The sequence below is a fragment of the Pseudomonas sp. MYb2 genome, assembly GCF_002979955.1.
Taxonomy (GTDB): Bacteria; Pseudomonadota; Gammaproteobacteria; order Pseudomonadales; family Pseudomonadaceae; genus Aquipseudomonas.
In genome coordinates, this window is record NZ_PCQC01000006.1 from 148,522 (window position 1) to 161,634 (window position 13,113).

Sequence of the window (13,113 nt, forward strand, 5' to 3'; positions counted from 1 at the left end):
ATCGGCCAGTCTTTGCGGTCTGTCAAACGTTCCCAGTCAAAAAACACGCCATTTATCTGCTAATGATGGCACTCGCGCGCAGGTTATTGTTTTCTAAGGCGTCATCCTTTTGTCGGAAGGCCAGAAACTTTACTGTCACTTCAGAGTCGTCGCTCGCTATTTAGATCGGAGGTTAATCCCCATAGTTGGGGAAGTTATAAAGTCTGGACTCCGCAAGTCGACCAACGCTATAACTAATCGCCTGGCGACTTGGCTGGAGAGGCGAATATGTCCGTTCTTGTTACAGGTGCTGCAGGCTTTATCGGATATCACACGGCCAGACATTTGATACTGCAAGGCCATCAAGTAATCGGCATCGACAACCTCAACGATTATTACAGCGTGGAACTCAAACAGGCACGCCTCAAGCAATTGAGCGACCTGCACGGCTTCCATTTCCTGATCATGGACATTGTCGATAAGCCAGCCTTGATGGCTCTGTTCGAAGAGCAGGGGTTCACCGAGGTTGTGCATTTGGCCGCTCAGGCGGGTGTGCGCTATTCACTCGACAACCCGGATGCCTATGCGCAATCGAATCTGCTGGGCTTTCTCAATGTGCTGGAAGCCTGCCGCCACTACCCACCCGCGCACCTGATCTACGCGTCGAGCAGTTCGGTGTACGGCGCCAACAGCAAGTTGCCATACAGCGTCGATGACGCGGTCGAGCATCCGGTTTCGCTGTATGCCGCCACCAAACGCGCCAATGAATTGCTGGCCGACAGTTACTGCCATCTCTACGGTCTGAAGGCTAGCGGGCTGCGATTTTTTACCGTCTATGGGCCATGGGGGCGACCGGACATGGCGTTGTTCAAGTTCACCGAAGCGATCCTCCAGGGACAGCCGATTGACGTGTACAACCAGGGCCAGATGGCGCGGGACTTTACCTACGTCGATGACGTTGTCGAAAGCATCGTCCGCCTGTGCCCGAAGCCGCCGGTGCCGAACGAGGAAAGCGAGGGCAGCCACCGGATTTTCAACCTCGGACGTGGCAGGCCGATAGCGCTGCTGGATTTTGTCGACTGCCTGGAGACAGCGTTGGGCAAAAAAGCTGTGCGCAACTTGTTGCCGATGCAGGCCGGCGATGTGGTCAAGACCTGGGCTGATGTTTCGGCGCTGGCAGACTGGATCGGGTTTTCACCGCAGGTCGAGGTTGAAACCGGTGTGGAGCAGTTTGTACGCTGGTATCGCGAGTATTATCGGGTGTGAGTAATCCGGTGGGGAGTGGCCAGAGCAACTGCCATCTCGGGCGCCTGAAAAGGCGCCCTTTTTATGCATTCGCGCTTTTCATCAATAGGCAGCGTCTTCATTTGATCGAAACAACAACCTTGCCCTTGGCGCGTCCCTGCTCGACGTATTTCAGCGCCTCTGCCGCTGATTCAAAGGGGAACGCTTGATCAATCACCGGATTGATGATGCCGGCTTCTACCAGCGCGCTGATGTGTTGCAGTTGGGCGCCGTTGGCGCGCATGAACACGAACGTGTACCTGACGTCTTGCTTGCGTGCCTTGCGCCGAATGCCGAGGCTCAGCAGACGCATGACCTGCTGCAAAGGCCAGGACAAGCCTTGCTCTTTTGCGAATTGCGCGGTGGGTGGCCCAGAGATGGAAATCAGCTGGCCACCGGGCTTGAGTACCTTGAGTGATTTCTCCAGGACATCGGCGCCGAGGCTGTTCAACACCACGTCGTAGCCGTGCAAGGCATTTTCGAAGTTGTGCTTTTTGTAGTCGATGACCACGTCAGCCCCCAACGCCTTGACCCATTCGACATTTGCGGTGCTGGTGGTTGTGGCGACAAAGGCACCGAGGTGTTTGGCAAGCTGAATGGCAACGCTGCCGACGCCGCCGGAGCCCGCGTGAATCAGCACCTTCTGGCCCTGTTGCAGGCGGGCGGTGTCGACCAGCACTTGCCAGGCAGTCAGTGCCACCAAGGGCAGGGATGCGGCTTGCGCCATGCTGGTGTTGCGTGGTTTCAGGGCGATCGCGTTTTCGTTCACGGCGATCCACTCGGCGAAGGTGCCGATTCGCGCTTGCGGCGGGCGAGCGTACACCTCGTCTCCGGGTTTGAAGCGTGTCACTTGCGAGCCGACCTCAGTCACCACGCCTGCCAGATCGTTGCCCAGAATCAATGGAAACGAGTAGGGCAGGATCAGCTTGAATTCGCCTGTGCTGATCTTCGAGTCCAGCACGTTGACACTGCTGGCATGGACCTCGATCAAGACATCGTGAGGCCCCACTGCAGGGGCTGGCGCTTCGCCGAGGCGTCCGGGGTGCTTGCCATAGCGATCAATCAGAAAGGCTTTCATCGAGGTGCGGCTCTTGTCGGTTGTAGGGAGGGTAGCCGGGGCGTGTTCAGGCATCGAGGAACGCCTGCGCCTTGGCCACAAAATCAACGTGGTGCTGGAAAATCCCGCCGTGACCGGCATCCTGATAAATCACCAACTCTGCGTTGGGGATACGCTTGGCCAGTTCAAAAGAATTGACGCTGGGCACCATGATGTCGGTGTCGCCGTTGACGACCAGCGTCGGCGCCCGCAAGCGTCCAAGGTCTTGCGGCGGCTGTTTGCCCCACGCGGTGATCGCTTTCAACTGGCGCAGGAAAGCGCGGGGCGTCGGGCCTTGGTCGCGATAGGCAAAGCGAACGCCGTTGGCGGTGACGGACTGGTTTGCCGCGTCGATGAATGACGTTGGCGAACCCGAAGGGGGATTTGTCTGTATTGAATTCATGACTACTCCGGATTGCAGGACGGATTCGATGCAATGCCTTGCACTTGCATCGAATCCGCCGCACATGCTCGCTCCCTGAAGATCACTCAGGCGTCTGGTAGCGCTGGGCAACCGCTGACTGGCGGATTTGCCCCAGCAGGCCCTGACGCGCGGTCTGCAAATCGTCCCAGCGTTGCGCTTCGTGCAGCGGCGGGATGGTGACCGGTTCGCGACGATCGAAACCGACCAGGGCAGCATCCACCAGATCGCCCACTTCCATGATTTCGCTCAGGGTGTTGATGTCGACGCCGGAGCGATCCCAGATTTCCGTGCGCGTGGCCGCCGGCAGCACGGCTTGCACGTAGACGCCCTGAGGCGACAGCTCCAGGCTCAAACCTTGGGACAGGAACAGCACGAATGCCTTGGTCGCACCGTAGACCGTCATGCCGAATTCCGGAGCGAGGCCCACCACCGAGCCGATGTTGATGATCGCACCGTCACCGGCTTTGGCCAGGCGTGGAGCGATGGCGCTGGCGAGCCGCACCAGCGCGGTGGTGTTGAGGGCGACCAGTTGCGCCACTTTGTCGGTGCTTTGCTCGACAAAATGGCCGGACAGCGCGGCGCCAGCGTTATTGACGAGGATGCCGATGCGGGCATCGTCGCGCAGGCGGGTTTCCAGCGTTGTCAGGTCGCCAGGTTGGGTCAGATCCGCCGGGATCACATCGACGGCGACGTCATGCTCGCTGCGCAAGCGCGCGGCCAGTGCATCCAGACGCGCCTGATCGCGGGCGACCAGCACCAGATCGTGACCGCGTTGCGCAAAGCGCTCAGCGTAGACCGCGCCAATGCCGGTGGAGGCGCCAGTGATCAGAACAGTAGGGCGAGTGCTCATGGGTATCTCTCTTTCAGGACGTTAGAAACAGAACGCGTTCAGCTTGCGCTGACGCTCGATTCAGCCAGTGTCGGATAATCGATGTAGCCTGCCGCGCCGCCGCCATAGAGGGTGGCGGGATTGAACGCGGACAACGGCGCGCCATGTTTCAGGCGCTCCACCAGATCCGGATTGCCAATGAACGGACGACCGAAGGCAATCAGGTCGGCCTGGTCTTCAGTGAGCTTCGACGTCGCCAGATCGAGGTCATAGCCGTTGTTGGCGATGTAGGTGTTTTTGAAGCGCTGGCGCAGGGCGGCGAAATCGAAGGGCGCCACGTCACGCGGGCCGCCGGTCGCGCCTTCGACCACATGCAGGTAAACCACGCCGAGGACGTCGAGTTGTTCGACGAGGTAATCGAATTGCGCCTGCGGATCGCTGCTGGAAACGCCATTGGCCGGCGACACCGGTGACAGGCGCACGCCGGTGCGATCTGCACCGATCTCACTGACTACAGCCGCCGTCACTTCGAGCAATAGCCGCGCGCAATTTTCAATCGAGCCGCCGTAAGCATCGGTGCGCAGATTGGCGTTGTCCTTGAGGAATTGATCGAGCAGGTAGCCGTTGGCACCGTGAATTTCCACGCCATCGAAGCCCGCGGCGATCGCGTTGGCTGCCGCCTGACGGAAGTCGTTGACGATGCCCGGCAGTTCGCTGCTGTCCAGTGCGCGCGGCTCGGAGACGTCTTCGAAACGGTTGTTGACGAACACTTTGGTAGCGGCGCGCAGCGCAGAAGGGGCCACCGGGGCGGCGCCGTTTTCTTGCAGGTCAACGTGCGAGACGCGGCCGACATGCCACAGTTGCAGAAAGATTTTTCCGCCCTGGGCATGCACCGCATCGGTCACGGTGCGCCAGCCGTCGATCTGTGCCGGCGTGTAAATCCCCGGGGTGTCCTGATAACCCTGGCCCTGTCGGGAGATTTGCGTGGCTTCGCTGATCAGCAAACCGGCGCTGGCGCGCTGGCTGTAATAGGTCGCCGCGAATTCGCTGGGGACGAAACCTTGACCGGCGCGATTGCGTGTCAGCGGCGCAAGAACGACGCGGTTCGACAGCGTGAGATTGCCCAGCGTGTAAGGGGAGAACAGGGTTTGCTCGGTCATCTGATGTTTCTTCCGTGCCCGTTAATGAAGATCGGTGGTACGAGCAATTAGGATGATGATCGAAATCTAAACTGTCAACGGTTTTGATTATGGCCAACATCTATGTATCATCGGACCCAGGATTTCCCCGGTAACACGAGGTATTGCACGTGAGAGTGACCAAGGCCCAGGCGCAGGCCAATCGAGAGCACATCGTTGAAACCGCCTCAGAGCTGTTCCGTGAGCGCGGCTTTGACGGCGTCGGTGTGGCCGATCTCATGGCGGCCGCCGGTTTTACCCATGGCGGTTTCTACAAACACTTCGGGTCGAAGGCCGACCTGATGGCCGAAGCCTCGGCGTGCAGTCTGGGCAAATCGCTGACCGGCGCCCAAGCGCTGGATGTTCCGGGCTTCATCAACGTCTACGTGAATAGAGAGCATCGCGACGGACGTGGCGACGGTTGCACCATGGCCGCGCTGGGCGGCGACGCGGCGCGCCAGTCGGATGAGGTAAGAGCGACGTTTGCCGAGGGCATTGAGCAAACCCTGCAGACTCTGGGAGAGAAATACCCGACGGCGCCGGAGGCCGAGGCGGGTGAGGGGCGCAAGAAGATGATCGACCTGCTGTCGCGTGCCGTCGGCGCGATTATCCTGTCGCGTGCCTGCCCGGATGATTCCGCGTTGGCAGACGAGATTCTTGAGGTATGCCGCGCAGAAATGCTCGCTTCGTTGCCGGCCGATAACGCCGACGCAGAGTAGCAGCGCGGCTCACTCCGTCAGCGCTTTGGCCTTGGCAATGGAAAACGCTTGCGGCAGGCGGGCGCCATTCTTCGCCGCAAGAATCTCGGCCATTACGCTGACGGCGATTTCCGCAGGTGTCTTGCTGCCAATGTAGAGGCCGATCGGCCCGTGCAGGCGTTCAAGCGACGCCTCGGTTTCACCGAAATGCTCGATCAGGCGTTCGCGGCGCAGTTGGCTGTTGCGCCGCGAGCCGATCGCACCGATGTAGAACGCCGGGCCGTGCAGCGCTTCCAGCAATGCCAGATCGTCGAGTTTGGGGTCATGACTCAAGGCGACGATGCAGGTGCGCAGATCGACCGCGAAGTCGCGGACCACGTCGTCCGGCATGCCGACGATGCGCTCCACGCCATCGACCGCCCAGGTTTCGATGTACTCGGGACGCGGGTCGCACACCGCCACTTTGAAACCGTTGAACAAGGCCATGGTCGCCAGATACTCGGCCAGCGCGCCGGCACCGATCATCAACATCCGATAGCCCGGCCCCAGAGTGTTGAGCATCTGCGCGCCATCGAAGCTGAATTGTTCCGGCGTCGCGGTCGGTTCGAGCATCACCTGACCGGACTCCAACGCCAGACGCCGACGCACCAATTGCCCGGCGTCCAGTTGCACCAGCAACGCGTCAAGCGACTGCCACGCCGGGTTGAACTCAAGGATCAGTTCCAGCGTGCCACCGCACGGCAAGCCGAAGCGATGCGCTTCATCGGCACTGACGCCATAGCGCACCACTTGCGGTGCGCTGTCGTTAAAAGCGCTGCCGCCATGGGCCGTGGTGTAGCGATGGATCAGATCATCCTCAATGCAGCCGCCGGACACGCTGCCCACCACGCGACCATCGTCACGCAACGCCATCATCGAACCCGTCGGACGCGGTGAAGAGCCCCAGGTGCGCGCCACCGTAGCGAGCAACACACGCTCGCCAGCGGCAAGCCAGTCCCGCGCTGTGCGCAGGACCAGCAAGTCGATGCTTTCCATCAAAACCTCCTCTTAGCGCATCTGCAGGATGATCGGACTGCTGCTGGCCGGATCAGTATGTTCACGCAGTTTGCCCACCGCCTGCACATCGACCGCAGCGCCCTGATTACCCCAAGTGCTGCGCATGAACGTCAGCACTTCAGCGATCTGCTGATCCGACAGCTGCTCACGGAAGGCCGGCATGCGATAGGCATCCGGCACCCCGGCAGCCACGACGCGCTGCGAACCATTCAGGGTGATGTTGATCGCCGAGGCGTTTTCCTTGGCCAGTGCAGAAGTCGCGCCGGCCAGTGGCGGCATCCATTCAGGTTGTCCCTTGCCGTCGAGACCGTGGCAGGAAGCACAGCGCGTCACGTAGGTATGGGCACCGGGCGAGTCCAGACGTTGCGCTGCCGACACCGCTTGATACTGCCAAGGTGCGCCATCCCGTTCGCGATCCCCGGGAAGCGACTTCAGGTAGTGGGCAATCGCGCTCAAATCATCATCGCTCATGAACTGCGTGGAGTTGTTGAACGCCTCAGTCATCGAGCCGTAGACCACCGCGTGTTTATTGCGACCGGTCTTGAGGAACTGCACGATCTCCGGTTCGCTCCAGCGGCCCAGGCCAGTGTTGTGATCATCACGCAGGCTCGGTGCGTACCAGCCATCGAGCAAAGCACCAGCGAGGTATGGCTTACCGGCCTCATCCAGTGCCTTCTCGTTGAACGCCAAACCGCGCGGCGTGTGGCAACTGCCGCAATGCCCGGCGCCCTGAACGAGGTAAGCGCCACGGTTCCACTGTTCATCCTGCGAAGGTTTCGCCACATAAGGCTCGGCGTCGACAAACACGCCATTCCACAGTGCAATCGGCCAGCGCAGGTTCAGCGGAAACGGAATCGCGCTGGGGATGTTCGCCTGTTTCACCGGCGCCACGCCTTTCATGAAGAACGCATACAGCGCGCGCACGTCATCGTCACTGAGCTTGGCGTAGGACGGGTAGGGCATCGCCGGATACAGACGGCGACTGTCGGGCGCCACGCCGTGGCGCACCGCTCGGTCAAAGTCCGCCAGGCTGTAGTGGCCGATGCCGGTTTCCGTGTCCGGGGTGATATTGGTCGCATGGATCGAGCCCAGCGGCGTGGCCATTTCCAGGCCGCCGGCGAACGGCGCACCGCCCGGCACGCTGTGACAGGCCACGCAATCGCTGAGCCTGGCGACGTATTCGCCACGGGCGACCAGTGCCGGGTCGATATCGGCCACGGCGATCTGAGAGGTTTCAAGGCGCGAGACGGGCTCGCGGGTGACATACCAGGCCAGCAGGCCTGCCGCGACCAGGCACGGCAATGCCAGCCAGCCAGCGGTTCTTGCGAATCGGCTGTTGTTCATGGACGCTCCGGCGCTGATCAAGTGAAGGTGTGTCGGCTCATGGGCAGGCTGCGCACCCGCTGACCGGTTAGTGCTGCCACCGCGTTAGCGACGGCGGGCGCGACCGCTGGCAACGGCGGTTCACCGATGCCACCCATTTTTTCTCCACTCTCGACCACCCGCACATGGACCCGAGCCATCCGCGCAGGCGGCAGGATCTGATACAAGTCGTAGTTGCGCGCCCGGGGTTTGCCATCAATCCACACGGCTTCTTCCACCAGGGTTTGCGACAGTCCCAGCGCCACGGCGCCATTGACCTGAGCCTCGACAATCGCCGGGTTGACGATGCTGCCCGGGTCAATCGCTTGCCAGATGTCATGCACCTTGACCTGGCCGTTCTCGATGGACACCTCGGCGATCACCGCCGTCTCGGTACCGAACGGCGAAGCCATGGCCACACCGCGCGCACGTTTGCTGCCATCCTCGGCGGTAAACGGCCCGCGCTTCCAGCCGCCCGACAGTTCACCCACCGCTTGCAGCAAAGTGGTCAGGCGTTTGTTGTCGCGCAGCAGATGCAGGCGCAAGTCGAACGGGTCTTTGCCACCCTTGTCGGCCAGTTCATCGAGGAACGATTCATAAAAGAAGTCGTTGAGCGAATTACCCACCGAACGCCAGTAACCGAGCATCGCCGGGCCTTTGGCGTAGATCTGCGCGATGCGTTTGTTGGGGATCGCGTAGGATTTGCCTGACAACCCTTCCAGCGCCGTCGGGTCGAGTTTTTCTCCTTGCTTGCCGGCGAGGGCTTCGGTCGGGCCTTCGGTGGCACTGATCGCTTCGATTGCCAGCGGCCAGCCGTCACTGTCCAGCGCCGCACGGAAATTCACCGCGGCCACGGGACGGAGCACGTCACGCAGGAACTCTTCCTCGCGACTCCAGATCAGCTTGACCGGACGGCCAACGGCCTTGGACAGCGCAATCGCCTGCGGATAGGGACTGGCCGAGTCGTAGAGAAAATGCCGGCCGAAGAACCCGCCCAGCAGCGGCGAATGCAAGGTGATGCGCGACGGGTCCAGCCCTGTGCGTTTGGCGATGTCGGCGCGGAACATGTCCGGCGCCTGATTCGGCAACCAGACTTCCAGCGAACCGTCCGGGTTGAATCGGGCCAGTGCCGAAGGAGGTTCCAGTTGACCGTGGTTCAGGTATTGATTGTGGTAAGTGGCGTCGATCCGGGTTTTGGTTTCCTTGAGGATCGAAGCCACGTCGCCTTCATGTTCATCATCTTTGGCCGGGCCTTTATCTTCAGCAAGGCGCTTGAACCAGGCATCGCTGGAAAAGTCGGCGGGCATCGGACGCACTTTGCTCTCAGCCGTTGGTTCTTGCCAGTCGACCTGAATCGCCTCGACCGCACGTTTGGCGTGCCACCAGCGCTCGGCGAGCACCGCCACGGCACCCGGCAGACGGTGCACGGAATGCACGCCTTTCATTGCCTTGACCTGCTCTTCGTTGCGCAGGTTGCCCACGGTCATGCCCAGGCGCGGGGCATGTTGCACGGCAGCATGGAGCATGTCGTCGACCTTCAGATCGATGCTGTACAGCGCTTTGCCCGTGGATTTGTCGTAAGCATCGAGGCGCTTCACCGGTTTGCCGATCCAGCGGAACTGGCTCGGATCACGCAGCTTCACGGAAGCCGGATCAGGAACCGGCAGATCCATCGCGCGCTCGGCCAGTTCACCGTAGGCCAGCGAGCGGCCCGACTTGGCGTGCACGACTTTTCCGGGCTCGGTGGTCAATTCACTCACCGGCACGCCAAGTTGCTGCGCACCCGCCTGCAACAACATGGCGCGGGCGAGGGCGCCGAGGCGACGCATGACCGGGTAACTCATGCGCACCGACATGCTGCCGCCGGTGATGCGCATGCCGTTTTCCAACACCACATAGGCCTCACCGGGCGGTGCGGCTTCGACCAGAAAGGTCGATGGATCGGCATCCAGTTCTTCACCGACAATCTGCGCCATCGCGGTGAACGTGCCTTGTCCGCCTTCCATGAACGGGCAGAGCAGACGCACGCGGTTGTCCGGGCGGATCTCGAGAAACGCCGGCACCTGCGTGCCGCGCTCGGCCGTCGCCGCTGCAACGGCAGCTTGCACCCGCGTCGCACCCAGCGGCAGGCCGAAGCCGAGGACCAGTGCGCCGACGGCGGTACCGGTGAGAAAACGTCTGCGCGATACATTGATCGGCTCGTGCAGATCCAGCACCGAGGCTTGCTGTGAAGGGTCGATTCGAACGTTCATCACGCGTCTCCCTTGCCGGCCAGCTCATGCACGGCAGCATGAATGGCGTTGTAGGTACCGCAGCGGCACAGGTTGACCATCGCCGCTTCGATCTGCGCATCACTCGGTTTCGGGTTTTGCTTGAGCAGCGCGGTGGCGGCCATCACCTGCCCGGACTGGCAGTAACCGCACTGGGCGACCTGCAGATCGACCCAGGTCGCGACCACCCGTTTGCCCACGTCATCGCTTTCGATGGCCTCAATGGTGGTGACCTCGCGGCCAACCACACCGGCCACCGGCGTGACGCACGAGCGCACCACATTGCCGTCCACCAGCACCGAGCATGCGCCGCATTGCGCCAGCCCGCAGCCGTACTTGGTGCCGGTCATGCCCAGGTCATCGCGGATCACCCACAGCAAGGGCGTATCGGCGTCGGCATCGACCTGATAGGTCTTCTGGTTGATTCGTAGTTCCATGGTTCACCCGCTGATCATCGGTTGACGTGCATTGTTATGAGCGGTGACACGCGGCGAGGCGGATCACCGGTGAAGCTGGTTGTTCGTTTAATTCGCTAGGCTGCCGAGCGCTTCTGCCTCGAATGGCTGCCCGCGCAGCAGGGCGATGTCACGACTTGGCGCGGTGCCGAACAGCCGGCCATATTCGCGGCTGAACTGCGAAGGGCTTTCATAGCCCACCGCAAACGCCGCCCGCGACACGTCGAGGCGCTCGACCAGCATCAGCCGCCGCGCTTCGTTGAGCCGCAGCCATTTCTGGTACTGCAGCGGACTCATGCCGGTGAGCTGGCGGAAATGATGGTGAAAGGTCGGCGCGCTCATCTGCACCCGCGCGGCCAGATCGTCGATGCGCAGGGCATCTGCGTAGTTGAGCTTGAGCCAGTCAATCGCCTTGGCGATGCGATAACCCTGACCATCGACGGCCGTGATCTGCCGCAGCCGTGCACCTTGATCGGTATGCAGCAGCCGATAGTGGATCTCGCGCAAAATCAGCGGCGCCAGCACCGGGATCGCCTCGGGTTCGTCGAGCAATGCCAGCAGGCGATCGAGCGCGCCCGCCAACGCCGACGACAGACTGCCAATCGCGGCGCCCGTGCCCGTTGCTGGCTGCCGCTTGGCCGGTAAGCCGCTTTTGGTGATGACCTCGGCGAGCATGCTGACATCCAGTTTCAGTACGAGGCCGACACAGGGCTGTGCGGGACTGGCGAGTGTCACTTCGGAGTTGGCGGGCAGATCCAGTGAGGTCACCAAAAACCGCGAAGGGTCATAGCTGTAACCCTCGCCACCGACCCATAAGCGCTTTTCGCCGCGACCGACGAGAATCAGGCTGGGTTCGATCATGCACACCACCGGCGGCGCTGGTTGGTCGCGACGAAACAGCGACAAGCCGGGTATGGCCGTGGCGAAATCGCCCGGTGCGCTCACGCGCGGGTCTATGTGCAATGCCAAAGGCGATTCCTCGGGCAGAGGGGTAGGGATCATGTCGGGTCACTCCTGTTGACCGAACTCTAATCCGCGCGCGAGACGTTTCCTATCCATCACCCTGCATCGCCAGAGGATCAGGCAAGCATTCAAGAGGAATGCACTAGGGAAGGGGCGGATTGACCGGGAGAATGTGTCTATCTGTTACAGGGGCAGTGCTCGCAAGAGCGACAAAATGCTTGCCCCTGCGCATCACACCCTTACGTTTTTTCGCACCACAGGTCGTTCCAATGACATTTCCTTCTACAGATCCTTCTAAAAGAACAGGCGGCTGGAGCGCGGTGCTGGCCATGTCGCTGGCCGCATTCGCTCTGGTCGCTTCAGAATTCATGCCGGTCAGTCTGCTGACGCCGATTGCGGCAGAACTGCACATCACTGAAGGCCAGGCCGGGCAGGGGATTTCCGTGTCGGGCGCCTTTGCCTTGATCACCAGCCTGTTGATCGCCTCGGTCGCCGCGCGCATCGAACGCAAGAAATTGCTGCTGGGCCTGACCTTGCTGATGATCGTCTCCGGTACGGTCGTTGCGGTCGCGCCGGGTTACCCGTCATTCATGTTTGGGCGTGCCCTGATCGGGATCGCGATTGGTGGTTTCTGGTCATTGTCGGCGGCGACTGCGATGCGCCTGGTGAAGCCCGAACAGGTTTCGCGAGCGCTGGCCATCGTCAATGGCGGTAACGCCTTGGCCACGGTCATCGCCGCTCCGGCGGGGAGCTTTCTTGGCGCGCTGATCGGCTGGCGCGGCGCGTTCTTCTGCGTGGTCCCAGTCGCAGTGCTGGCCGCCGTGTGGCTGCTGATCAGCCTGCCGTCCTTCAAGGTCGAGCGCCAGGCAGGCAGCGGCAACGTTCTGCGGTTGATGACACAATTGCCAGTGGCCTTGGGCATGGTCGCTGTCAGCTTATTTTTCATGGGCCAGTTCATGCTGTTTACCTACCTGCGGCCCTTTCTTGAAGGCGTGACGGGCGTCAGTGTCTCAACCTTGTCGTTGATGCTGCTGGGGTTGGGACTGGCCGGTTTTATCGGCACCTTTCTGATCGAACGGTTTATGGGTCGCGGCCTCTACCGCACGTTGACCGTCATCCCGCTGATCATGGCGGCCATCGCGCTGGCGTTGGTCAGCTTCGGCAAATCACCGCTGCTGACCGCCGTGTTGCTCGGACTTTGGGGACTGGTTGCCACGGCCGCGCCGGTCGGCTGGTGGACATGGCTGGCGCAGACGCTGCCGGATGATGCGGAAGCCGGAGGCGGACTGCTGGTAGCCATTGTGCAACTGGCAATCGCGGGAGGCGCAATCATTGGCGGTCTGGCTTTTGACCTGAGCGGTTACAAAGCTACATTCGAGCTTAGCGCTGCGGTGTTGGTCGTCGCGTCTGTGCTGGCCTGGTTGGCGGGGCGCAATGCCACTGAAATTCATCTTGTTGAGTCGGCAGCTCATTCGAACGCTGTTTCCGGCGATCCTGAGACCCGATTTGTCTGATCAAG

General features: G+C 61.4%; 11 protein-coding genes and 1 pseudogene. 3 read left to right on the top strand and 9 right to left on the bottom strand.

Annotated features, from left to right (window positions below; genetic code table 11):
* Window positions 1-267 precede the first annotated feature (267 nt).
* Window positions 268-1,245 (top strand): NAD-dependent epimerase/dehydratase family protein, encoded by a 978-nt coding sequence (locus CQ009_RS12015; protein ID WP_105706365.1) that lies wholly within the window; start codon window positions 268-270, stop codon window positions 1,243-1,245.
* Window positions 1,246-1,342: 97 nt separating this feature from the next.
* On the opposite strand, the gene CQ009_RS12020 is transcribed toward CQ009_RS12015, so the two are convergent.
* The 4 genes and pseudogenes from CQ009_RS12020 to CQ009_RS12035 all read right to left on the bottom strand — a co-directional run bounded on the left by CQ009_RS12020 (window position 1,343) and on the right by CQ009_RS12035 (window position 4,772).
* The gene (locus tag CQ009_RS12020) at window positions 1,343-2,341 is read right to left on the bottom strand and encodes an NADP-dependent oxidoreductase (protein WP_105706368.1); all 999 of its coding nucleotides are present in this window, start codon (window positions 2,339-2,341) and stop codon (window positions 1,343-1,345) included.
* Between the two features lie 46 nt (window positions 2,342-2,387).
* A pseudogene (locus tag CQ009_RS12025) lies at window positions 2,388-2,669 on the bottom strand (alpha/beta fold hydrolase); the annotation flags it as partial.
* A 175-nt stretch (window positions 2,670-2,844) separates the two neighbouring features.
* Window positions 2,845-3,633, bottom strand: coding sequence for an SDR family oxidoreductase (locus tag CQ009_RS12030; RefSeq protein ID WP_064389977.1), 789 nt, complete (start codon window positions 3,631-3,633; stop codon window positions 2,845-2,847).
* Window positions 3,634-3,671: 38 nt separating this feature from the next.
* Window positions 3,672-4,772 carry an alkene reductase gene (locus CQ009_RS12035; protein ID WP_105706371.1) on the bottom strand — a complete coding sequence of 367 codons (1,101 nt, stop codon included), beginning with the start codon at window positions 4,770-4,772 and terminating at the stop codon, window positions 3,672-3,674.
* Between the two features lie 149 nt (window positions 4,773-4,921).
* On the opposite strand from CQ009_RS12035, the gene CQ009_RS12040 reads away from it, so the two are divergent.
* Window positions 4,922-5,509 (top strand): TetR/AcrR family transcriptional regulator, encoded by a 588-nt coding sequence (locus tag CQ009_RS12040; RefSeq protein WP_177430981.1) that lies wholly within the window; start codon window positions 4,922-4,924, stop codon window positions 5,507-5,509.
* A 9-nt stretch (window positions 5,510-5,518) separates the two neighbouring features.
* On the opposite strand, the gene CQ009_RS12045 is transcribed toward CQ009_RS12040, so the two are convergent.
* The 5 genes from CQ009_RS12045 to CQ009_RS12065 all read right to left on the bottom strand — a co-directional run bounded on the left by CQ009_RS12045 (window position 5,519) and on the right by CQ009_RS12065 (window position 11,633).
* The gene (locus CQ009_RS12045) at window positions 5,519-6,523 is read right to left on the bottom strand and encodes an XdhC family protein (RefSeq protein ID WP_105706375.1); all 1,005 of its coding nucleotides are present in this window, start codon (window positions 6,521-6,523) and stop codon (window positions 5,519-5,521) included.
* A gap of 12 nt (window positions 6,524-6,535) precedes the next feature.
* Window positions 6,536-7,888, bottom strand: coding sequence for a cytochrome c (locus tag CQ009_RS12050; protein WP_105706378.1), 1,353 nt, complete (start codon window positions 7,886-7,888; stop codon window positions 6,536-6,538).
* A 17-nt stretch (window positions 7,889-7,905) separates the two neighbouring features.
* Window positions 7,906-10,158 (bottom strand): molybdopterin cofactor-binding domain-containing protein, encoded by a 2,253-nt coding sequence (locus CQ009_RS12055; protein WP_105706380.1) that lies wholly within the window; start codon window positions 10,156-10,158, stop codon window positions 7,906-7,908.
* Window positions 10,158-10,613, bottom strand: coding sequence for a (2Fe-2S)-binding protein (locus CQ009_RS12060; protein ID WP_007915396.1), 456 nt, complete (start codon window positions 10,611-10,613; stop codon window positions 10,158-10,160). Before CQ009_RS12060 ends, CQ009_RS12055 begins: the two co-directional genes overlap by 1 nt.
* Before the next feature lie 87 nt (window positions 10,614-10,700).
* Entirely contained in the window at window positions 10,701-11,633 is a 933-nt protein-coding gene (locus tag CQ009_RS12065; protein ID WP_105706382.1) for an AraC family transcriptional regulator, read from the bottom strand.
* 230 nt (window positions 11,634-11,863) lie between these two features.
* Between CQ009_RS12065 and CQ009_RS12070 the strand changes: the two genes are divergently transcribed.
* Window positions 11,864-13,108, top strand: a complete 1,245-nt coding sequence (locus CQ009_RS12070; RefSeq protein WP_105706384.1) for an MFS transporter — start codon at window positions 11,864-11,866, stop codon at window positions 13,106-13,108.
* Window positions 13,109-13,113: the final 5 nt, after the last annotated feature.